The organism is Superficieibacter sp. HKU1 (genome assembly GCF_029319185.1).
In the GTDB taxonomy this organism is placed as follows: Bacteria; Pseudomonadota; Gammaproteobacteria; order Enterobacterales; family Enterobacteriaceae; genus Superficieibacter.
In genome coordinates this window covers 2,422,254-2,443,813 of the sequence record NZ_CP119754.1, presented here as the reverse complement: position 1 = coordinate 2,443,813, position 21,560 = coordinate 2,422,254, and the positions used below count along the sequence as shown (strand labels likewise).

19 protein-coding genes are annotated in these 21,560 nt (G+C 54.3%); 4 read left to right on the top strand and 15 right to left on the bottom strand.

Features of this window, described 5'->3' with window-relative positions; genetic code table 11:
• Positions 1–2 precede the first annotated feature (2 nt).
• The 9 genes from rsxG to blr form a co-directional block, all read right to left on the bottom strand.
• On the bottom strand, positions 3–623 hold the full coding sequence (gene rsxG / locus P0H77_RS11665; RefSeq protein WP_276157088.1) for an electron transport complex subunit RsxG: 621 nt from the start codon (positions 621–623) through the stop codon (positions 3–5).
• Between the two features lie 9 nt (positions 624–632).
• Complete coding sequence (rsxD, locus tag P0H77_RS11660) at positions 633–1,685, bottom strand: electron transport complex subunit RsxD (RefSeq protein WP_276157087.1); 1,053 nt, start codon at positions 1,683–1,685, stop codon at positions 633–635.
• The gene (rsxC, locus tag P0H77_RS11655) at positions 1,686–3,806 is read right to left on the bottom strand and encodes an electron transport complex subunit RsxC (RefSeq protein ID WP_276157086.1); all 2,121 of its coding nucleotides are present in this window, start codon (positions 3,804–3,806) and stop codon (positions 1,686–1,688) included.
• Entirely contained in the window at positions 3,799–4,377 is a 579-nt protein-coding gene (rsxB, locus tag P0H77_RS11650) for an electron transport complex subunit RsxB (protein ID WP_276165112.1), read from the bottom strand. The genes rsxC and rsxB overlap by 8 nt, the downstream gene beginning before the upstream one ends.
• Positions 4,377–4,958: an electron transport complex subunit RsxA gene (rsxA, locus tag P0H77_RS11645; RefSeq protein ID WP_276157085.1), complete on the bottom strand. Its 582-nt coding sequence runs from the start codon at positions 4,956–4,958 to the stop codon at positions 4,377–4,379. Before rsxA ends, rsxB begins: the two co-directional genes overlap by 1 nt.
• A 77-nt stretch (positions 4,959–5,035) precedes the next feature.
• Entirely contained in the window at positions 5,036–5,476 is a 441-nt protein-coding gene (locus P0H77_RS11640) for a DUF2569 domain-containing protein (RefSeq protein WP_276157084.1), read from the bottom strand.
• Between the two features lie 83 nt (positions 5,477–5,559).
• The gene (gene ydgT / locus P0H77_RS11635) at positions 5,560–5,775 is read right to left on the bottom strand and encodes a transcription modulator YdgT (RefSeq protein WP_276157083.1); all 216 of its coding nucleotides are present in this window, start codon (positions 5,773–5,775) and stop codon (positions 5,560–5,562) included.
• 264 nt (positions 5,776–6,039) lie between these two features.
• Positions 6,040–7,440 carry a GH1 family beta-glucosidase gene (locus tag P0H77_RS11630; protein WP_276157082.1) on the bottom strand — a complete coding sequence of 467 codons (1,401 nt, stop codon included), beginning with the start codon at positions 7,438–7,440 and terminating at the stop codon, positions 6,040–6,042.
• A gap of 112 nt (positions 7,441–7,552) precedes the next feature.
• A complete protein-coding gene (blr, locus tag P0H77_RS11625) occupies positions 7,553–7,690 on the bottom strand; it encodes a division septum protein Blr (RefSeq protein ID WP_276157081.1) in 138 nt (45 codons plus the stop codon).
• Between the two features lie 212 nt (positions 7,691–7,902).
• On the opposite strand from blr, the gene P0H77_RS11620 reads away from it, so the two are divergent.
• Positions 7,903–8,946, top strand: coding sequence for an oxidoreductase (locus P0H77_RS11620; RefSeq protein WP_276165030.1), 1,044 nt, complete (start codon positions 7,903–7,905; stop codon positions 8,944–8,946).
• A 38-nt stretch (positions 8,947–8,984) separates the two neighbouring features.
• Here P0H77_RS11620 and add read toward each other — a convergent pair whose 3' ends face one another.
• The 3 genes from add to malX all read right to left on the bottom strand — a co-directional run bounded on the left by add (position 8,985) and on the right by malX (position 12,918).
• On the bottom strand, positions 8,985–9,986 hold the full coding sequence (gene add, locus P0H77_RS11615) for an adenosine deaminase (RefSeq protein WP_276165029.1): 1,002 nt from the start codon (positions 9,984–9,986) through the stop codon (positions 8,985–8,987).
• A gap of 99 nt (positions 9,987–10,085) precedes the next feature.
• Entirely contained in the window at positions 10,086–11,258 is a 1,173-nt protein-coding gene (locus P0H77_RS11610; RefSeq protein WP_276165028.1) for a MalY/PatB family protein, read from the bottom strand.
• 67 nt (positions 11,259–11,325) lie between these two features.
• On the bottom strand, positions 11,326–12,918 hold the full coding sequence (gene malX, locus P0H77_RS11605; RefSeq protein WP_276165027.1) for a maltose/glucose-specific PTS transporter subunit IIBC: 1,593 nt from the start codon (positions 12,916–12,918) through the stop codon (positions 11,326–11,328).
• Between the two features lie 165 nt (positions 12,919–13,083).
• On the opposite strand from malX, the gene P0H77_RS11600 reads away from it, so the two are divergent.
• On the top strand, positions 13,084–14,130 hold the full coding sequence (locus P0H77_RS11600) for a Mal regulon transcriptional regulator MalI (RefSeq protein WP_276165026.1): 1,047 nt from the start codon (positions 13,084–13,086) through the stop codon (positions 14,128–14,130).
• A 193-nt stretch (positions 14,131–14,323) separates the two neighbouring features.
• Here P0H77_RS11600 and P0H77_RS11595 read toward each other — a convergent pair whose 3' ends face one another.
• Both P0H77_RS11595 and manA read right to left on the bottom strand, forming a co-directional pair.
• Positions 14,324–15,940: a YdgA family protein gene (locus tag P0H77_RS11595; RefSeq protein ID WP_276165025.1), complete on the bottom strand. Its 1,617-nt coding sequence runs from the start codon at positions 15,938–15,940 to the stop codon at positions 14,324–14,326.
• Positions 15,941–16,040: 100 nt separating this feature from the next.
• Positions 16,041–17,219, bottom strand: coding sequence for a mannose-6-phosphate isomerase (gene manA, locus P0H77_RS11590; protein ID WP_276165024.1), 1,179 nt, complete (start codon positions 17,217–17,219; stop codon positions 16,041–16,043).
• Positions 17,220–17,417: 198 nt separating this feature from the next.
• On the opposite strand from manA, the gene fumA reads away from it, so the two are divergent.
• Positions 17,418–19,064, top strand: coding sequence for a class I fumarate hydratase FumA (gene fumA, locus P0H77_RS11585; protein ID WP_276165023.1), 1,647 nt, complete (start codon positions 17,418–17,420; stop codon positions 19,062–19,064).
• Between the two features lie 163 nt (positions 19,065–19,227).
• Positions 19,228–20,631 carry a class II fumarate hydratase gene (gene fumC / locus P0H77_RS11580; RefSeq protein ID WP_276165022.1) on the top strand — a complete coding sequence of 468 codons (1,404 nt, stop codon included), beginning with the start codon at positions 19,228–19,230 and terminating at the stop codon, positions 20,629–20,631.
• On the opposite strand, the gene tus is transcribed toward fumC, so the two are convergent.
• The gene (gene tus, locus P0H77_RS11575; protein ID WP_276165021.1) at positions 20,621–21,553 is read right to left on the bottom strand and encodes a DNA replication terminus site-binding protein; all 933 of its coding nucleotides are present in this window, start codon (positions 21,551–21,553) and stop codon (positions 20,621–20,623) included. The genes fumC and tus overlap by 11 nt on opposite strands.
• Positions 21,554–21,560: the final 7 nt, after the last annotated feature.

The window sequence follows — 21,560 nt, the reverse complement described above, 5'->3', positions numbered from 1 at the left end:
GTTTATTCTCCACAGGCTGAGAGTTGAGAGAGTTGCGCAGGTAGCGTTTCAGCATAGAGACCGGTGCGCTTAACCGCATTCACCACCGCGCGCGGGGTAATGGTCGCGCCGGTAAACTGATCGAAATCACCGCCGTCTTTTTTCACCGCCCAGCGGCTGTCATTCTTACCATCAATTTTCTTTCCGGCAAAATGCGTGATCCAGTCGGAGAGACGCAATTCAATCTTATCCCCCAGACCGGGTGTCTCATGATGTTGAATAACGCGTGAACCGAATACGGTACCGTGAAAATCTGCGCCGACCAGTAACTGTATGGCGCCGGAATATCCGTCAGGAGCCGTGGTCTCCAGAACGGCAGCAACCGGGGACTCATTCATCATTGCAATATAGACCCGGTGTTGCCCTTTACCCAGCGCTGGCGCACTCACCAGATAACAACTTTTTTGCAAATCGTTGTTATAGCGTTCTGCGGGAAGTACCTGGTCGAAAAGCGCTTTCTGCTGGCCAGCTGCCTGCTGCGCGATGGTATTTTTTGTCACCTGATCGATGGCCGCCGTTAGCCCCGTTGTGCCGACGGCGAAAAGTGCCAGCGTGACGCCATGTTTACGCATAGTCTTCAGCATGTTCTTTCCTCAGCGATGACCGTAAACGCGGGGACGCGTGTAGTAATCGATCAGCGGTACGGTAATATTTGCCAGCAGTACCGCAAACGCCACACCGTCAGGATAACCACCGAAACTGCGGATAAGCCAGACGAGAAGCCCCGCCAGCGCACCAAAAATCAGCCTGCCGCGATTGGTTGTGGAGGCGGTAACCGGGTCGGTTAAAATAAAGAAGGCCCCTAACATCGTCGCACCTGAGAGCAGGTGAATGGACGGTGACGCCAGATGGTCGGGGGCAAAGAGCCAGCCGAGCGTAGAGCACACGGCAAGGCTTACAATAAAGCTCAGCGGGATATGCCAGCGGATCGCTTTTTGCCACAGTAAAAACAGACCACCGGCCAGAAATGCCAGATTGACCCACTGCCAGCCAACGCCCGCAAACGCGCCCTGATAAATCGTGGACTGCATAATCTGCGTCACGTCGCGTCCGGCGTGCAGCGAGGTTTTAAAGGTATCCAGCGGCGTCGCCTGGCTGATACCGTCGATGCCAAGACGCAGGGCATTCATGTCAGTACCCGTAGCCGTATGGCCGCTAAAAATGATCTGCAGCACCTCAACAATATCAGGTGTTCTGGCAGCGATGTCCTGCGGCGGTAACCATGACGTCATCTGGACCGGAAAGGAAATCAGCAGAACCACATAACCAATCATTGCCGGGTTAAACGGGTTATGTCCGAGGCCACCATAAAGCTGTTTAGCGATGATGATCGCAAAAACGGTGCCCAGTACCACCATCCACCATGGCGCAAGCGGGGGGATGCTGATAGCCAGTAACACGCCGGTCAGCCACGCCGAATTATCAGTCAGAATGCTGCCGACAGATTGCTTACGCAATTTAAGTACGATGGCTTCTGCGCCCCAGGCTGACACACTGGCGAGGATCAGCTGTATTAACGTTCCCCAGCCAAAAAAACAAAGCTGCGTGGCGATACCCGGCAGGGTTGCCAGCAGCACCAGCATCATAATACGGGATGTCTGGCGCTGATTATGGGTATAGGGAGAACTTGCAATTCTGAAAACCATTTAATCCTCGTTAACGGCCTGCTGTGCTGATTTTCGTGCCTGAACGCGGGCAATTGCGGCTGCGACCGCTGCTTTACGCGGATCGTCCCCGGGCGCGGGGTCACTGGCCTGCTGCTGAAGCTTGCGGGCCTTCGCGCGGGCAATCGCCGCTTCGACGGCAGCTTTGCGCGGGTCGACCGGTTCAGAAACCGTGTCACTTTGCATCTGCTGCTCTGCTTTACGGGCCTTCGCGCGGGCAATCGCCGCTTCGACGGCAGCTTTACGCGGGTCGACCGGTTCAGAAACCGCGTCACTTTGCGTCTGCTGTTCTGCTTTACGGGCCTTCGCGCGGGCAATCGCCGCTTCGACGGCGGCTTTGCGCGGATCGACAGGCTCCGAAACCGCGTCACTTTGCGTCTGCTGTTCTGCTTTACGGGCCTTCGCGCGGGCAATCGCCGCTTCGACGGCGGCTTTGCGCGGATCGGAAGCCTCTGAAGCGTTATCCGTCTGCTGAATTTTTTCCGCTTTGTGCGCGCGAGCCTGCGCTTTGCGGGCCTCACGTGCGGCAATTATCTCGCGGTTATCCGGCGTTTCTCCAGCCTGGACGACGACCGGTTGACCTGCTGCCTGCTGTTTTTCCCGTACCCTGGCAATAGCCGCCTGAATCGCATCCTGATCCTGCGCGGCAGGCTGTATGGCCGAGCGCTTATGACGCTCCTGACGCGCGGCTTTTTCGCGCTCAAGGCGCGCCTGACGCGCTTCAAAGCGAGCTTTTGCATCAGCCGCCCGTTTGTCCTCAAGGCTGATAGCGTAAATTTCGGCTTTTTCCTGACGGAAATACTGCACCAGCGGGATATTACTGGGGCAAACCCAGGCACAGGCACCGCATTCAATACAATCCTGAAGATTATGCGCCGTAGCCTTATCATGCTGCTGACCTTTACTGAACCAGTACAACTGTTGCGGCAGAAGATCGGCAGGACAGGCATCGGCGCAGGCGCTACAGCGGATGCAGCCTTTTTCTTCCTGCTGCTCACCCATTTCACTGATGGAGGGAGCCAGCAGGCAGTTGGTAATTTTAACCACCGGTACATCCAGCCACGGCAGGGTAAAGCCCATCAGGGGCCCCCCCATAATGACCATCTGGTCGGAAGATGGGCAAAAGCCAGCGAATTCCAGTAAATGACGCACTGGGGTACCCAGTCGCGCCCAGACATTACCCGGCCTGGCAACGGCTTCTCCGGTCAACGTGACCACACGCTCTGTCAGTGGCTCGCCGTCGATAACCGCCCGCTTAATTGCATAGGCAGTACCGACGTTTTGCATTAACACGCCAATATCTGATGAACGTCCGCCGTGCGGCACCTGCTTGCCGGTCAGGAGTTGCGTAAGCTGCTTAGCTCCCCCGGACGGGTATTTGGTTGGAACCACCCGCAGAGAAATATCGTGCGCATCTGCCAGCACCGCACGCAGCATAGAAATTGCCTGCGGCTTGTTATCTTCAATGCCGATCAGCACCTGCCGGGGTTGTAAAATATGCGCGAGGATACGCACGCCGTCGATGATCTGGGCGGCGCACTCCTGCATCAGCCGATCGTCAGCGGTAATATACGGTTCGCACTCGGCCGCATTAACGATCAGCGTTTCGATTTTATCGCCGCCGCCGCGCAGTTTGCTGCCGGTAGGGAAACCAGCACCGCCTAAACCCGCCACGCCGTATTGATGAATACGCTCAATCAGTTCATCACGACTTTTATGGTGATAGTCTTGCCAGCCGTCACGCTCTATCCAGCGGTCTTCGCCGTCGGCGTCGATTATGACGCTTAATTCAGCCAGCGCGGAAGGGTGCGCGGTAGAGTGGGGGGCAATCGCCGTCACCACACCAGACGTGGGCGCATGTACAGGCAGCATGCGTCCCCAGCCACGGGTCAACGGCTGGCCACGCAGGACATAATCGCCTGCCTTTACGCACAGCTCACCCTCAGCACCAATGTGCTGCTTCAGTGGAATAACAAAGCGCTGCGCCAGCGGCACGTGCCGCAGCGGCGTCAGGCTGGACTGCGTTTTCATTTCCGGCGGATGGATGCCGCCGTTGAAATCCCAGATCTTGTCCTTTCTGAAGGCAGAAAATAGTTTAAACATGGTGTTCCACAGGAATGATACGGACGGGGATGGTCTGTAAATCCCATTTCCAGTTTTCAGTGGTGGTGGCTGCCGGTTGCAGGGTAATACACCGCGTCGGGCAGGGATCCACACACAGATTACAGCCGGTACACAGGTCGTTCATCACGGTATGCATTGCACGGGTTGCCCCAATAATGGCATCTACCGGGCAGGCCTGAATGCATTTAGTACAGCCAATGCAATTCTCTTCATCGATAACTGCCAGCATTCGAACCGGCTCAAGCGTTTGGGCATCGCCTTCTATCGGCTGAGGATCAACGTTAAGCAAGGTGGCTATTTTTAGCATCACCGCTTCGCCACCGGGCGCACATTTATTAATGTTCTCACCGTTGCGGCCTACCGCTTCAGCGTAGGGGCGACAGCCGGGAAAGCCACACTGTCCGCACTGGCTTTGCGGTAAAATGGCATCAATTTTTTCAACAATCGGATCTTCCTCGACCGCAAAGCGGCGGGAGGCGTAGCCCAATATAATGCCAAAAATCAGCCCGAGAATGCCGAGTGCCGCTATGGCTATCCAGATTGCCGTCATCACAGTTTCACCAGACCGCTAAAGCCCATGAAGGCCAGTGACATCAGCCCTGCGGTAATCAGAGCGATGGCGTTACCACGAAACGGCGCGGGTACGTCGGCCACCGCTAGACGCTCACGGATGGCGGCGAACAGAACCATTACCAGTGAGAAACCCGCCGCGGCCGAAAAGCCGTACAGCGCTGACTGAAGAAAGTTATGCCCGAGGTTAATATTCAACAGGGCTACGCCGAGTACCGCACAGTTAGTGGTGATCAGCGGCAGAAATATGCCCAGCAGGCGATACAGCGCCGGACTGGTTTTGCGCACCACCATCTCGGTAAACTGCACAACCACGGCAATGACCAGGATAAAGGCCAGAGTGCGTAAATAGACTAAATTCAGTGGAATGAGGATCCAGTTATCAATCAGCCACGCGCAGACAGACGCCAGCGTCATCACAAACGTGGTGGCCAGACCCATACCCATCGCTGTTTCCAGCTTTTTAGAGACCCCCATAAAGGGGCACAGGCCCAGAAACTTCACCAGGACGAAGTTGTTTACCAGGACTGTTCCAACAAAGAGTAATAAATAGTCAGTCATTATTCGACCTGAAACAAAAAAAGCCGTCTATTATCGGTCAAACCAGACCATGCGACAACAGGATAACTGTAGGGTTATTACAGATTGACGAAAGTGCTTTTAACCCGCTGCGATCGTCTGAAATAGGGGGCCAGTAGCGCAGCCGCAAGAAGAGGAAACAGCAGTTGCCTGATTGCCAGCGCGTCGGAAACCGGTGAAAAAGCAAAGGCTTTGATCGCCAGCACGACGGAGATGAGCAGCCAGACAATATAGTGCTTCGGCACCGCTTTACGCCGTTTAAAAAAGGCAATGGTTAACCACAGCGTATAATACCACATGGCAGCGGCGAACGCGCAGGAGATAGCCCACAGGGCGACATAGCTACTGCTTTGCGTCTTCAGCGAAGACAGCATATCTGGTGTCAGTAGCGCGCCCGCATAAATCAACAACGACAGCGACGTGCTCAATAAGGCCAGCAACAGCCAGGCTAAGGGTGCCAGCAGCCAGCCGCCAATACGTTCACCGGATTTTACAGACATGCCCACTCCAGAAATTAGCGCCAGATAAGAGGTCTACGACCGGGCGGGAAGTATAAAACAACTGGCGCTACTATTTACAGACTTTATTGCACGTAACGCCAGACGGTCTTCGGAACCTGGCCAATATCGAACAATTTACCGCCTGACACCAGTTCAGCACGACGGTGGTCGGCAGCCCTGTACATATTGATGATTTCGGTCTCATCGGTCAGGTTATAGTTGAGATGGTCAAACAATTTTTCCAGGCTTTCAAGGGAACTGATTTTACGAAATTTTAATAAATAGTCCTGAACGGTCATATTAAATGGGTCCATTTATAATGAGAATAATTATATGAATTTAGACTTATCACATCAGGATATGCATCATTGCTCGTGCTTTTACCCGTACTCCGCTTACCACCCATCCTGGAAGCAACGCTTTCCCTGGCTGAATGCCGCTGACAGTATTTAAAAAATACAAGGTAAAGGCAAGGACACGAATAATTTCTGATTTACTTAAAAGGGATGTAAAGCATATCCATCAGACATAGCAGGTGCCGAAAGGCACCTGCTAAGAGAAGATTAACGCTGTTCGCCGCGGCTGGCAATCACGTTCTGATACCAGTAGTAACTCTTTTTGCGTTTACGTGCTAAATTCTGGTTATGATCGACATAAACAAAGCCATACTGCTTTTTATAACCGTTTAACCAGCTCAACAAATCGATAAAAGACCACGGATAATAACCGCGAACGTCGGCACCTGCTTTGATGGCCTTTTCCAGGGCATCAATATGCATACGCAGATAGTCAATACGCGGATCATCGACCACCTCACCGTCAACGACAGGGTCTTTTGCGCCCAAACCATTTTCGGTAATATAAATCGGAATATCGCCATAGCGTGCTTTTATCATCATAATGCCGTCGGTTAATCCCTGCGGCCAGATCTCCCAGTCCCAGTCGGTATAAACACCTTCAGGATTACGCACGAATTTAAACAGGCCTTTAAAGCCAAACTCGCCGCCGCTCTGGCGTTCACCGCTGTGATTCGCCTGCGTACGTGTTTCATACGGATTCGCCGCCACGGTTTCGCGCCGATAATAATTAAGACCAATAAAATCGCAGCGATTATCACGCAGTAGCGCCATATCGTCAGGGGCGCATTGTGGTACGCCCCACAGCTGCCGGGTCTGCCGAAGCAGTTCGTCGGGATAAGCGCCTTTAAGGATTGGATCGTAAAACCAGTGCGTATGAATGGCATCGGCCAATTCGGTGGCGGCAATGTCTTCAGGGCTTTGCGTTAATGGAGTATGCGGCTGAAGGACATTAACGAAGCCGATTTCACCACTAATGCCGCTTTCGCGAAAAGCACGCACCGCCATAGCGTGAGCAATAAAAACGTGGTGACAGGCCTGAATTGCGCGGGCGGGATCGTTAACGGAAGGGGGATGACTGCCGGTGATGTAGCCATGGCCGATAAATACTATCGTTTCATTGAACGTGGCCCACAGCTTAACTCTGTCGCCAAAGCGCTCGTAACACAGACGCGCATATTCAACAAAGGCCTCCGCCGTGGCGCGGGATTCCCAGCCGCCCTCATCCTGCAGGGCCTGAGGAAGATCCCAGTGGTAAAGCGTCAGCATAGGCTCGATATTATGCGCCAGTAGTTCATCGATCAGATCGCTGTAGAATTTCACCCCGGCTTCATTAATTTCGCCACGCCCGTCAGGCAGCAGGCGCGGCCAGGATACGGAAAAACGGTAGCTTTGCAGCCCCATCTCCGCCATTAACGCCACATCCTCGCGAAAACGATGGTAGTGATCAACCGCAATATCACCATTGGTATTCTGGTAGGTTGTACCGGGTTGATGTGAAAAGATGTCCCAGATAGACGGGCCTTTGCCGTCTTTATCATGTGCACCTTCAACCTGGTACGCCGCCGTCGCCGCGCCCCACAGAAAATTGTTCGGAAAAGCAGCCATGCTTATCTCCTGTTCGCAAAAAACAACAGTGTAAGAACAGTCGTTAACGGTATGCAACCGGTTTCAGAAACCGGTTGCAGCATTGCGAGCCGGATCACTTTCCACGGCGAGTTTATTTATGCAGCGCCGGAGTATCGGTCTGAGGTGGTTCGTAGCGGTCGATATGATTGGCGGCGATAAGTAACAGGACCGTGAGGCCGACAATAGCCCAACCAGCCATTTGCAGGATGCGTGAAAAAGAAGAGGACATTCTTTATAAACCTAATTGAAAATGTCGGTAAATGCTAGCTGGCAGGTATGAGGTCAGCAAGTCACTGACCTTATTTAATTTATGTCACGGTGTTGCGAGGTTATTTTTCAGTAACTCTGATGAAAATTCGGAGGTTGGTTGATGTTATTAATGTGTTGTGGCGGCAGGAAAGATAGGGTGAAATAGAGGCTGGTAAAAAAGAGGGCTATAAAATGAGTGACAGTTTACGCGTTGGATTAATTGGTTACGGTTATGCCAGTAAAACATTTCATGCACCGCTCATTGACGGCACGCCGGGACTAGAACTGGCGGTTATCTCCAGCAGTGATGAAGCTAAAGTTAAAGCCGACTGGCCTGGCGTAAAGGTTGTTTCCGAGCCGAAGCACCTGTTCAACGATCCCTCTATTGATTTGGTTGTGATCCCTACGCCTAATGATACCCACTTTCCGCTGGCAAAAGCGGCGCTGGAAGCCGGGAAACATGTGGTCGTAGATAAGCCTTTCACCGTGACGTTGTCACAAGCGCGGGAGCTGGATACGTTGGCAAAAAGCCTGGGACGTCTGCTGTCTGTGTTTCATAACCGTCGCTGGGACAGTGATTTCCTGACCGTTAAAGCGCTGCTCGCAGAAGGTACGCTGGGCGAAGTGGCGTGGTTTGAATCTCATTTTGATCGTTATCGTCCGCAGGTGCGCAACCGCTGGCGTGAACAGGGTGGACCGGGCAGCGGTATCTGGTATGACCTGGGGCCGCATCTGCTGGATCAAGCCGTCAATTTATTTGGATTGCCGGTCAGTATGACCGTCGATTTAGCGCAGCTTCGCCCGGGTGCCCAGTCCACAGATTATTTTCATGCCATCCTCAGTTACCCGCAGCGGCGCGTGGTGCTGCACGGTACGCTGCTGGCCGCTGCGGAGACCGCACGGTTTATCATCCACGGTTCGCGCGGCAGTTACATCAAGTACGGTCTCGATCCGCAGGAAGAGCGGTTGAAAAACGGGGAGCGTCTGCCGCAGGAAGACTGGGGCTATGATATGCGTGACGGCGTACTGACGCAGGCAGTGGGAGAAGATCGTGTTGAAGAAGCGCCGCTGCTGACCAGTCCGGGTAACTACCCGGCTTACTATGCCGCTATCCGTGATGCGCTGAACGGTCACGGTGAGAATCCGGTTCCCGCAAGCCAGGCCATTCAGATTATGGAGCTGATTGAACGCGGGATCGAATCCTCGAAACAACGTGCCACGTTGAATCTGGCATAACCATTTCCCGCTCATCCAGATGATGAGCGGGATGTTTATCAGCGCTGTGCCACGCGTTGAATCAATGCAGTCTTTTCCTGCGGCGTTAAAAAGGCAATTTCCAGTCCGTTAATTTGTGCCTGGCGGATTTGCTGTTGGCTCAGGCCGGCGGCTGGGGCTGCCACGGTATACTCATGAATGATATCCACCCCTTGCACCGCCGGATCGTCAGTATTGAGCGTTGCCAGCATGCCCTGTTCGAGGAACGTTTTCAGGGGATGGTGAGCGAGGCTCGCCACGGTACTGGTCTGAATGTTGGAGGTCAGACAGGATTCAATGCCGATCCGCTGCTCACGCAAGAACTCCATGAGCGCCGGATCTTCAACCGCTTTAACCCCGTGACCGATGCGCTCAGCGCCCAGTTCGCGTATCGCCTGCCAGATGCTTTCCGGACCCGCAGCTTCTCCGGCGTGGACGGTAATATGCCAGCCTGCATCGCGTGCGCGATTAAAATGACTCAGGAATAACGACCCTGGAAAGCCCAGTTCGTCTCCCGCCAGGTCCAGTGCCGTAATACCGTCGCGATGCGCCAGCAATGCGTCAAGCTCCTGCTGACACGCCGCTTCGCCAAAGGTGCGGCTCATAATACCAATCAGCCGGGCCTCAACGCCAAAATCACGGCTGCCTTCACGAACGCCTGCAATCACGGCTTCAACCACACCTTCCACGGGCAGATTGTGTTCCATCGCCATATAGCCGGGAGAGAAACGCAATTCGACATAGTGCAGGCCGTTGCGGGCCGCATCCTCCATATTTTCATATGCCACACGACGGCAGGCCTCCAGCGAGGCAAGGACTTTTACCCCCCAGTCGAGTTTTGCCAGAAAACTGACCAGGTCTGGCTCATTACGCGTGACCTGCACATGCGGAATAAGCGCAGCAAGCGTTTCGGCGGGCAGGGTAAGATTGTACTGGCGACCGAGGTCAAGGATCGTTTGGGCGCGAATGTTGCCATCCAGATGGCGGTGAATATCGGTCAATGGGAGGGTTGTATCAATCATGATCGCACTCTTTTTTTAAGTAAAGTGCGATCCATTATAAAAACAAATCCGCGAAAAAAGCTATTTTGCGCAACAGATTTCTCTCTTGCGCAAAAAACATTATCGTAACGAGCGGATCCCGGCAATGAGACGTTCTACTCCTTGTTCCAGCTTGCTGCGCGGACAGCCCGCGTTGAGGCGTATAAAATCATTGCCCTCCGTACCATAGGTATAGCCTGGCATGATGGCCACTTTTTGCTGCTCGATCAGCGTTTTTTGCAGCGCGTGCTGATCCACGCCCAGCGGGCTCAGATCGATCCAGGCAAGATAGGTAGAGTGCGGCGGCTGCCAGTTAAGCTCGGGAAATGCACCGTTCAGCGCATCGGCAATATAGCGTAAATTACCCTGTAAATAGTCGCGTAAGGCATCCAGCCAGGGCGCGCCCTGTTGATAGGCGGCGATGTGCGCTACCAGTGCAGGCACTGACGGAGAAGAGAGCGCATCGCGATTTTTTAGCGCGTTCAGGTAAGCCTCGCGTGAGGGCGCATCACCAATCAGGCCATACGCGCCGGTCAGTGCCGGGATATTAAAGCTTTTGGACGCGGACGTTAACAGCGCCCAGCGGCTGCGCGCCACCTCACACCACGGGATGTGCCGATGCGCTCCCCAAATCATATCCATGTGGATTTCATCGCTGATCACCGCCACGTTGTGTTTCTCACACAGCTGCGCCATGGTGGTCAGTTCTTCGCGCGTCCAGACTTTTCCGCTGGGATTCTGCGGACTGCACAGCAGCATAATGGTGTTCTGCGGTTGTGCCAGCGCCTGTTCAAGCCGGGCGAAATCACACTGCCAGTCGTTATGCTCTTTGCGCAGCGGAACCGCCACCACGCGGCGCTGATTACTCTCAATGGTCTTGTAGAACGCATCGTAGGCGGGAGTATGGACCACCACGCCGTCGCCGGGGGCGGACCACTGGCGGATCATCTCAGCCACCATGTAAATCACGGAAGGGCCATACACTACCTGCTGCGTATCGATCCGACTGGTAAACCGGGTGGCGTACCAGTGCGCGATAGCCGCTAAAAAGTCGTCATTTTTCCAGCGGCTGTAACCCAGCACGCCGTGCTCCAGTCGTTGGCGAAGCGCGTCAAGAATGCAGGGCGCAGTGGCGAAATCCATATCGGAAATGGTAAAAGGCAGCAGATCGGCTGCGCCGAAGCGGTCGGCGACGTAATCCCATTGCGTACACCAGGTGCCGTGTCTGTCTACCGGGGTTGAAAAGTCAAACATGTCAGCGTCCTTATCGTTAAATCGAAGGCTGATTTTCCCCCTTCAAAGTACAGGGGGAAAATGTATTTCAGACCTGAACCGTATTCATCAGCGTCGCCATTTCATCTTTGACCGACTGCACCTGAGGACCAATGACGACCTGAAGATTGTGCTGGTTAAGCTGCACCACCCCAATCGCGCGCAGGTTTTTTAACGCCGCACTGTCAACTTTACTCATATCCTGCACCGACAGACGCAGGCGGGTAATACAGTTATCCAGCGAGATGATGTTTTCTGCACCGCCCAGCGCAGCAAGGATGGCAGGAACGTTATAGCCGGATTTACCCGTGACGCCAGCGACGGCTTTTTCCAGCGGGCTGGTGGTATCAACTTCACGTCCAGGCGTTTTGATATTAAAGCGTACAATCGCAAAGCGGAAGATGGCGTAATAGGCCACAAACCAGATTGCCGCGACTACCGGCACCATATACCAGCGGGTAGCCAGCCCGTGCAGCATACCAAAGACCACGAAGTCGATGATATTACCGTCGGTATTACCGATGGTCACGCCGAGCACCGCCATGATGGTGAAGCCCAGCCCGGTGAGCAGGGCATGGATCACGTAGAGTACCGGTGCCACAAACAGGAACAGGAACTCCAGCGGCTCAGTCGTGCCGCCGACCACGCAGGCGACCACGCCGGAAATAAGTAACCCTTTAATTTTAGGCCGGTTTTCCGGGCGCGCGCAGTGATACATCGCCAGCGCCGCTCCCGGCAGACCGCCGAGGAAAGACGGCATTTTACCCTGAGACAGGAAGCGAGTGGCGCTCTCAGCGAAGCCATGGGTTTCACTACAGCCTAACTGCGCCTGAAAAATGGTGAGTGCGCCGCTTACGCTGTGACCACAGACATCCAGGGTGCCGCCAGCTTCGGTAAAGCGGATTAGCGCCACCAGAATGTGATGTAAACCAAAAGGCAGCAGCAGGCGTTCGCCAGTACCAAAAATCATCGGGCCAAAATCGCCCGCGCTGTTAATGGCGTAGCCCAGCGCATTAATGCCCATGGCAAATACTGGCCAGATAAGCGGGATCGCCAGGCCGACCAGACCCAGCACTACAGCGGTAGTGATCGGCACAAAGCGTGTGCCGCCAAAGAAGGCCAGGGCGTCCGGCAGACGGATGGTGTGAAAACGTTCGTGCAATACCCAGACAATGATCCCGGCAATCACCGCCCCGAGGATCCCGGTATCAATGGATTGAATGCCCAGAATGGTCTGGATGTTATTGGCTTTTAAAATCGCGGCATCCGTCGTCGGTAAAATACCTTTTGCGGTTAGCCAGAAGTTAACGGCAAGGTTCATCACTGCGTAACCGACAAAACCGGCAAATGCCGCCACGCCTTTATTATCACGCGCCAGCCCCAGGGGGATGGCAATACAGAACATTACCGGCAGAAAGCTGAAAGCGAATGAACCAACTTTACTCATCCAGCCAAAAATAGCCTGCAGAAAAGGGGTATCGAGCCATGGAAGGAGGGTGGTGACATCGTGACTGCTCAGGGAACTGCCAATTCCCATCATGATCCCACAGAAAGAGAGTAGCGCCACGGGCAACATAAAGGTTTTGCCGAGCTGCTGGAAAAACTCCCACAGCGTGACTTTTGCTGGTGCTTTTGGATTCATTCATGACTCCTTGTCAATGTTATAATCAAAACGTAGCGGCAAGATAAATCGTTTTACCTCATTTTAGTGGGATTTCCATCACATTATGAGGTTAAGATAGTGTTCTGTTGACAGAATGATGGATAAAACGTTTTACCTGTCAGCCTAAAAGAAACGGACAATCAGATGGCAAGCGCAAAAAAAATTACGATCAACGATGTTGCGCAGGCGGCAGGCGTTTCCGTCAGCACGGTCTCGTTGGTCTTGAGCGGAAAGGGACGTATATCGTCTGCGACCGGTGAACGCGTTAATCAGGCAATTGAGCATCTGGGCTTCGTTCGCAACCGCCAGGCTGCGTCGCTCAGAGGCGGGCACAGCGGGGTCATAGGACTGATTGTCAGCGATATTTGTGCACCGTTTTATGCCGAACTGACCGCCGGGATCACTGCCAGACTTGAGTCACAGGGGCGAATGGTGTTCCTGACTCAGAGCGGCAACGACGGTGAATGGATGCTGCAACGCCTGGAGATGCTCATTTCTCAGGGCGTGGACGGGATTATCATTGCCGGTCCGCTGGCACGTGGAACCGATCTGCGCCAGGCAGCGGACGAGGCGGGTATTCCGCTGGTGTTTGCCTCGCGCGCCAGCTATCTGGATGAAGTGGATCTCATTCGCCCGGATAATATGCAGGCGGCACAAATCATCACCGGGCAGTTGATCCAGCGAGGTCATCAGCGTATTGCCTGGCTCGGCGGACAAAGCGCCTCCCTGACCCGCGCCGAACGCGTCGGCGGCTACTGTGCGACGTTGCTTAAGTTTGGTTTACCGTTTCACAGCGAGTGGGTGGTGGAGTGCGAAGCCAGTCAAAAACAGGCCGCAGAAGCGGTAGGAGTATTGCTGCGGCAAAATCCGACCATTAGCGCCATCCTGTGTGATAACAGCGTTGTGGCGATGGGGGCATGGTTTGGTCTGCTTCGCGCCGGGAAACACAGTGATGAGAGCGGCATCGAGCGTTATTTTGAGCAGCAGGTGGCGCTGGCGGCCTTTGCTGACGTACCGGAACACGCGCTGGACGATATTCCGATTAGCTGGGTGATTACCCCGGCAAGAGAAATGGGAGAGAGCCTGGCCGATCGTATTTTGCAGCGTATTACCCAGGGGACGACGACGCTGCGCAATCAGATTATGTCGCCGAGGCTGGCAGGTAAAAATTTGTCCGGATTGAAGGGCTGAGGTTAACAACATGTTGTCAGTGTTTGCGCTATTTTGCCGGGTGGCGGCTTCGCCTTGACCTGCCTGTGAAAGTCATCAATATCAATAAGTTATGCATAACCCGAAGGCCTGTGCAAGCGAAGCGCCGCCAGGCATCATTCCACGGTATAACGTTCGTCAACAATTTTAGCCCCTCCGGAGAGGGGCTAAAACGTTACTGTTGTGGCGCGGGGGCAGCGGGTGGCGTTAGCGTCACGGGGGCTGCCGGATCGGCAGGCGTGGCGGGGATCGCCGGAACCGCCGGGGTCGCAGGCTCCGCAGGTGTTGCCGGGTTAACCGACTGCGGCGCAGGAATACCCAGATCCGGCATGCCGAACATGCCCACAAAATCGGTCAGCGGCATTTTCTGTCCGTTCAATGTCACCTGGCCATTGCTGTATTGCAGGCGGGTGGTAATGTTGTTGTCTTCCATGGTGGTGATGCGGAACATCTGGCCCATCGCCGCCAGGCCTTTCACCTGCTGGTTAGCCAGTTTCGCCGCTTCCTCATTCTGATACCCCTCCAGACGAGCGATCTGCGTCATAAACTCGGTCGCCATGTCGGTTGGGATCACCAGTTTCGTATCCAGCGACTTCACGCTGCGATCCACTTCCTGCTCCAGCGTCTGAGCAGGCTCGGTGGCCTGACCCGGATCTTTAAGGAATAACGAAAGGTTAAACGTGGTTTCGCCCTTGCTGTTTTTCCAGCTCAGCGGGGCGATGGTGATCACCGGCTCACCCTTCAGCAGCAGCGGCAGCGCGCCGAAGAACGCCTCGGTCATTTTCTGCTGATAAAGCTGCGGGTTCTGTACCACTTCAGGCTGTGCCATCAGCGCGCGGGATTGTGCATTGTACTGCTGGCTAAATTGATGCCATGCCTGACCGTCGATCTGACCGATCTTCAACGTCAGTTTGCCGTTACCCATGTCCTGATTCTGGAGCTTCAGGCTGTCAAGGGTGTAATCAATCTGGGAATCAATGGTTTTACCGTCTTTACCCAGTTCGGATTTGCCGACGATATTCATGCCGTCCAGCACCGCCAGCTCTTTGCCCTCAACCGAAATAGCAAGTTTTTCGACGCTCAGTTTCTGATTACCAATACGCTCATCAAACGAGGTGAGCTTGCTTTCACCTTCGGTTTTCAGCTTATTGAAGGTCATCTGCACGCGCTGGTTATATTCATTCACCGCATCGACCATACCGCTTTCAGCATCGCCGGTAAGAGAGAAAACATTGCCTTCACGGTCGGCATCAAGCTGGAAATCACCGCCGCTGAACGCCACTTTCTCACCGTCTTTATCATAGTTCAGCGGTTTCAGGCTGATATCCGAATGGCTATCGCCGGAATAACCAATACGGGTATTGGCTTCGAAAGGCGTCTCGCCTTTAGCAATATCATAAATCGGTTTAGACGCTTCATTATTGGCAAGCGTCGTCTTAACGGACGCCATGGACGGGATAAGGTTGAATTTCTTCAACTGGGCCAGCGGGAACGGGCCATGATCAACGCGTTCATTAAACACTACGCTTTGACCGTTCTTCAGCCACGGACTCGTTGCTCCGTTGACAGGTTTAATCACCAGATCCAGATGACTGGTAAACAGGCCGCGCTGATAGTTAGCGTAACTCAGCTCTACGTTCGCCTCCGGCGCAGTACGTTTGAGCTGTTCATTGGCCTGCTGAACGACCGTCGCAATCCGGTTTTCGAACTGCTTTCCGGTATACCAGGCACCCGCCGTCCAGACGACACCCAGGGCAACGATAATTCCGGCAGCAACCACAGTTTTTTTCATAGTGTTTATCCCTAAAATAAAAACGGGCGGAACATCCCGCCCGATAAGCATGCAAGGCTACCTTTAAGCGTAGCAAGACTTCTCAAAAAAGTTCAGCAACTTACTTGAGCTTGTTATAGACACGCGCCAGACGCCCCGTTCCGCTGACGGCGACGGTTGATTCAGCATTGCTGATAAACGCCGACTCGCCGGGCTTAAGGACCAGTTGCTGCTCATCTTTACGCAGCACCGCTTCGCCTTCAACGCAAAACAGAATTGCAGCACTGTGCTGAGTAATCTGGTTTTCCTGGTTCGACAGATCGTGCAGCGAAAAGGCGAAGTCATCGACCGGAATGGGGAAATCGAGCTGGTGACCATTTTTCACCGGCTGGGTCAGTAGTTCTGCCGCGGGTTTAGCCACGAACTTAACGTTAGCAACCAGTTCAGGAATATCGATATATTTTGGCGTCAGACCCGCGCGCAGGACGTTATCTGAGTTCGCCATGACTTCCAGCGCCACGCCCTGCAGGTAGGCATGCGGTGTCTTAGCAAACAGAAACATCGCCTCGCCAGGATTGAGCTTCACCACATTCAGCAGTAGCGGTGAGAAAAGGCCGCTGTCATCCGGGTAAAACTCCGCAATCAGACGAATGGTCTGCCACGGCTCACCTTCCTGAGTCTCGATCGCCGATTTGAGGATAGCCAGCGCCCGGCTTTTTTCTTCGCCTTCCAGTGCCAGCAGGCTGGCGAAAAGCTGCTTAAGGCGATCGTCATCCGGCTGCTGCAAAAAATGCGCGATAGCGGTATGTGCGCCGGCGACAGGTTGCAGCAGAGAGACAATTTCTGAAAACTCGCGGAACGCATTCATCGCCAGGAACGGCGTAAGGGCGAAAACCAGTTCGGGTTTATGGTTGGGATCTTTGTAATTACGTTCGGCGGCATCCAGCGGGATCCCGGCGGCATTCTCTCTGGCAAAGCCTTCTTCAGACGCTTTTTTGTTGGGATGTACCTGAATCGAGAGCGGCTGTGCGGCGCAAAGCACCTTGAACAAAAACGGCAGCTCGCCAAAACGGGCAGCAACGCTTTCGCCGAGAAGAGACGCTTTATCAGCGTCGATGATCTCGCGCAGCGAGCGTTCATTTCCGCTGGCGTCCTGCACTTTTGAGCTGCTCTTCGGATGTGCGCCCATCCACAACTCTGCCATCGGCAGGTTTTGCGGATTGGCGATACCGTAGAGATCCGTTAACGCAGAATGACTTCCCCAGGCATAGTTTTGCACTGAGTTGATGAGTTTTTGCATTATCAAGCCCTGTATTTAATGGAGTTAATCCCGGTATTAAACCAATAAACCGTGCAGAAGTAACGCGTGGCTCTAAAAAGTCGTATTACTCTCAGTTTTTGTTAAAAAGTTGTGTAGGATAAGCGAACTCGCGTTGAACAGGGCAAATGGAATATCTGCCTCTACAAATAACCAGATTACGTCATCAGTGAGAGCAAAATGTCGAACAAACCCTTCCGTTATCAGGATCCTTTCCCCCTGGCAAAGGACGAAACCGAATACTATCTCCTCAGTAGTGATTATGTGTCTGTTGACCACTTCGCCGGGCAAGAAATACTCAACGTCGATCCGCAGGCGCTGACGCTTTTGACCCAGCACGCCTTCCACGATGCTTCCTTTATGCTGCGCCCGGCTCATCAGCAGCAGGTCGCCGATATTCTGAACGATGCGGATGCCAGCGAAAACGACAAATACGTCGCACTGCAATTCCTGCGCAACTCGGAAATCGCCGCCAAAGGTATTCTGCCGACCTGTCAGGATACCGGCACGGCCATCATTATGGGTAAAAAAGGACAGCGCGTATGGACCGGTGGCGGCGATGAAGCGGCGCTGGCACGCGGAGTGTATAACACCTATATCGAAGATAACCTGCGTTATTCGCAAAACGCGGCGCTGGATATGTATACCGAGGTCAACACCGGCACCAACCTGCCTGCGCAGATTGACCTGTACAGCGTCGACGGCGATGAATACAAATTTCTCTGCATCGCTAAGGGCGGCGGCTCGGCAAATAAAACCTATCTGTATCAGGAAACCAAAGCCCTGCTGGCGCCCGGCAAACTGAAAAATTATCTGGTCGACAAAATGCGTACCCTCGGCACCGCCGCCTGTCCGCCGTACCATATTGCTTTCGTCATTGGTGGCACTTCAGCCGAAGCGACGCTAAAAACGGTCAAGCTGGCGTCAACCAAATACTACGACGGGCTACCCCACGAAGGGAACGAGCTGGGTCAGGCGTTCCGCGATGTGCAACTGGAGCAGGAGTTGCTGGTGGAGGCGCAAAATCTCGGTCTCGGCGCGCAATTTGGCGGTAAGTATTTTGCCCATGATATTCGGGTGATCCGCCTGCCGCGTCACGGGGCGTCATGTCCGGTGGGGATGGGCGTTTCCTGCTCTGCGGACCGTAATATTAAAGCGAAAATTAACCGTCACGGTATCTGGCTTGAGCGGCTGGAAAATAACCCGGCGCGTTACATTCCCGAAGCGCTGCGTCAGGCCGGTGAGGGCGACGTGATCCATGTCGATCTCAATCGCCCGATGAGCGATATTCTCGGCCAGCTCTCGCAATATCCGGTTTCTACTCGCCTGTCGCTCACGGGGACGATTATTGTTGCCCGCGATATTGCGCATGCGAAGCTCAAAGAGCGTCTGGATCGCGGCGAGGGCTTGCCGCAGTACGTTAAAGATCACCCAATTTATTACGCGGGCCCGGCGAAAACGCCGGAGGGGTATGCGTCGGGATCGCTTGGCCCGACGACCGCCGGACGGATGGACTCTTATGTCGATCAGCTTCAGGCTAACGGCGGCAGCATGATTATGCTGGCGAAGGGCAACCGCAGCCAGCAGGTGACCGATGCCTGTCATCAGCACGGTGGGTTTTATCTTGGCAGCATCGGCGGTCCGGCGGCGGTTCTCGCGCAGAGCAGCATTAAGCATCTTGAATGCGTCGAATATCCGGAACTGGGAATGGAAGCCATCTGGAAAATTGAAGTCGAGAATTTTCCGGCCTTTATTCTGGTTGATGATAAAGGTAACGACTTTTTCCAGCAGATTAACAGCGGACAATGCGCGCGCTGCGTGAAATAGCGTTAACCATAACGATCCCGGCAGATGCGCTGCCGGGAAACCACCTTTGCGCTTTCAGTTAAGCGCACGAAGCATTAAGCGAGTTGCCAAAAATAGCTGATACTTCATCTCTGTTGCAGATGAGCAATGTCGACCCTTCCATCATTTATTCAAGGAGCCAGTCATGACAACGCATCGCAGTGAGAAAGATTCGATGGGGGCTATTGAGGTCCCGGCAGACAAACTGTGGGGAGCTCAGACCCAGCGATCGCTGGAGCATTTTCGTATTTCCACCGAAAAAATGCCGGTCTCGCTGATCCGTGCGCTGGCGCTGACCAAACGCGCCGCCGCGAAAGTGAATCAGGATTTAGGGCTGCTGCCCGCCGAGAAAGCCACTGCTATCATTAACGCCGCCGATGAAGTCCTTGCCGGAAAGCATCCACAGGAGTTCCCGCTGGCTATCTGGCAGACCGGCTCCGGCACCCAGAGCAACATGAATATGAATGAGGTGCTGGCGAACCGCGCCAGCGAATTGCTGGGTGGCGTGAGAGGCATGGAGCGTAAAGTCCATCCTAATGACGACGTTAACAAGAGCCAAAGCTCCAACGATGTTTTCCCGACAGCCATGCACGTGGCGGCCATTATTGCCATCAAGGAAGATCTGATCCCGCAGCTTAATGTACTGAAGAGCACCTTCGCGGAGAAATCAGCGTCCTTCCGCGATATCGTCAAAATTGGCCGCACCCACTTGCAGGACGCGACACCGCTCACCCTCGGTCAGGAAATTTCCGGCTGGGTGGCAATGCTTGAGCATAATCTTCGCCATCTTGAACACAGCCTGCCGCACCTGAGTGAACTGGCATTGGGCGGCACCGCCGTGGGCACCGGGCTGAATACACATCCGGAATACGCGCAGCGGGTGGCACAAGAGCTGGCGTCGCTAACCGGGCAGGACTTTGTTACCGCACCGAATAAATTTGAAGCGCTGGCGACCTGTGATGCGCTGGTGCATTCGCACGGCGCGCTTAAGGGGCTGGCAGCGTCGATGATGAAAATTGCCAACGATGTGCGCTGGCTGGCGTCCGGCCCACGTTGTGGGATCGGCGAGCTGTCCATTCCGGAAAACGAGCCGGGCTCATCAATCATGCCCGGCAAGGTCAACCCGACGCAGTGCGAAGCGATGACCATGCTGTGCTGTCAGGTGCTCGGCAATGATGTGGCCATCAACCTTGGGGGCGCATCGGGCAACTTTGAACTCAACGTCTATCGCCCGCTGGTGATCCATAACTTCCTGCAATCAGTGCGCCTGCTGGCGGACGGTATCGAGAGTTTTAACGAGCACTGTGCCACCGGTATTGAGCCAAATCGCGAGCGCATCTCGCAGTTGCTTAACGACTCGCTGATGTTAGTCACCGCGCTGAACACGCATATCGGCTACGACAAGGCGGCGGAAATTGCCAAAAAGGCGCACAAGGAAGGGCTGACGCTGAAAGAATCCGCCCTTAAGCTTGGCTATCTGACTGAAGAGGAGTTTGAGCGCTGGGTGCGACCGCAAGACATGGTCGGTAGCATGCCCGCTACTCGTTAGCCACGTACAGGTGCAGTCGGGGAATAATTGGCGTCAACGACTGCGCCTCCGGCTTATAACGGTGCTGTACGTTTTCAGCGTCATAATCCAGTAGTTCACCAATATCCGGCACGCTGACGCCGCCCGTGCCGGAGATCAGCGCAATAATGGGGCCGGGGCAGGCGTACTGAACCTGTTTCTGCTGACCGGGATACCACACGCGGGCGATAGGCTGCACTTTTACCGGCCGCTTAATTTTCAGTTTCGCCCGTTCAGGCAGGGCGGCTACATGCTGATGCTCCCGTTCCAGCCGGGCCTGCCACTGTTCACGGGTCCAGGGCGCTACCGCCCGCGGCGACCTGAGGCTTTTCTCCAGTTGTTCCAGTACCTCATTACGCGTCAAATTTTTAATAATGTGCTTATTGGCCCAGCCAAAGCGCAGCGTACCCGGATCGTCAAGTAGCGTTACCGTGCGATAAGCGTTGAGAGTGATAAGCCCCGGCAGGTAGCGATGCACCCATTCAAAACGTGCTGTGGACGGCAGACCAGATTCTACGGTGACGATATTCTCAAACGCCGTTTTGAGCGCGTTTATATGACTGACGCGGGTGTGCAGCGCCTCCTGCTGCGCAGGCGTTACCTGAAAACAAAGCACGCCGGGGAGGCGTACCGCCGCTTTACTGCTGCGAACTTCAGACTGCTGCTGGATGAACAAGTGGCCAAAATGGCCGAGCGCCTGGGCGAATGCTGCTTTGCCCACGTGCTGGATCACCCGGATCCGGTTAAGCGGCGAATGCTCATCTTGTTTTTTGATCTCCGGTAGCTCAAACACGCGTGCCGCCAGCAGCCGACAGTTTTCAAGATCCTGGCGCAGTTCAGCCAGTTCATGCTCCAGCTCACGGAAGGTAGAGGTTAACCGCTCAACAACATCATAACTGGCCATGGATACC

Coding starts and splice junctions, on each gene's coding strand:
- rsxG (WP_276157088.1), bottom strand. CDS start 623: ATGCTGAAGACTATGCGTAAACATGGCGTCACGCTGGCACTTTTCGCC.
- rsxD (WP_276157087.1), bottom strand. CDS start 1,685: ATGGTTTTCAGAATTGCAAGTTCTCCCTATACCCATAATCAGCGCCAG.
- rsxC (WP_276157086.1), bottom strand. CDS start 3,806: ATGTTTAAACTATTTTCTGCCTTCAGAAAGGACAAGATCTGGGATTTC.
- rsxB (WP_276165112.1), bottom strand. CDS start 4,377: ATGACGGCAATCTGGATAGCCATAGCGGCACTCGGCATTCTCGGGCTG.
- rsxA (WP_276157085.1), bottom strand. CDS start 4,958: ATGACTGACTATTTATTACTCTTTGTTGGAACAGTCCTGGTAAACAAC.
- P0H77_RS11640 (WP_276157084.1), bottom strand. CDS start 5,476: ATGTCTGTAAAATCCGGTGAACGTATTGGCGGCTGGCTGCTGGCACCC.
- ydgT (WP_276157083.1), bottom strand. CDS start 5,775: ATGACCGTTCAGGACTATTTATTAAAATTTCGTAAAATCAGTTCCCTT.
- P0H77_RS11630 (WP_276157082.1), bottom strand. CDS start 7,440: ATGGCTGCTTTTCCGAACAATTTTCTGTGGGGCGCGGCGACGGCGGCG.
- blr (WP_276157081.1), bottom strand. CDS start 7,690: ATGTCCTCTTCTTTTTCACGCATCCTGCAAATGGCTGGTTGGGCTATT.
- P0H77_RS11620 (WP_276165030.1), top strand. CDS start 7,903: ATGAGTGACAGTTTACGCGTTGGATTAATTGGTTACGGTTATGCCAGT.
- add (WP_276165029.1), bottom strand. CDS start 9,986: ATGATTGATACAACCCTCCCATTGACCGATATTCACCGCCATCTGGAT.
- P0H77_RS11610 (WP_276165028.1), bottom strand. CDS start 11,258: ATGTTTGACTTTTCAACCCCGGTAGACAGACACGGCACCTGGTGTACG.
- malX (WP_276165027.1), bottom strand. CDS start 12,918: ATGAATCCAAAAGCACCAGCAAAAGTCACGCTGTGGGAGTTTTTCCAG.
- P0H77_RS11600 (WP_276165026.1), top strand. CDS start 13,084: ATGGCAAGCGCAAAAAAAATTACGATCAACGATGTTGCGCAGGCGGCA.
- P0H77_RS11595 (WP_276165025.1), bottom strand. CDS start 15,940: ATGAAAAAAACTGTGGTTGCTGCCGGAATTATCGTTGCCCTGGGTGTC.
- manA (WP_276165024.1), bottom strand. CDS start 17,219: ATGCAAAAACTCATCAACTCAGTGCAAAACTATGCCTGGGGAAGTCAT.
- fumA (WP_276165023.1), top strand. CDS start 17,418: ATGTCGAACAAACCCTTCCGTTATCAGGATCCTTTCCCCCTGGCAAAG.
- fumC (WP_276165022.1), top strand. CDS start 19,228: ATGACAACGCATCGCAGTGAGAAAGATTCGATGGGGGCTATTGAGGTC.
- tus (WP_276165021.1), bottom strand. CDS start 21,553: ATGGCCAGTTATGATGTTGTTGAGCGGTTAACCTCTACCTTCCGTGAG.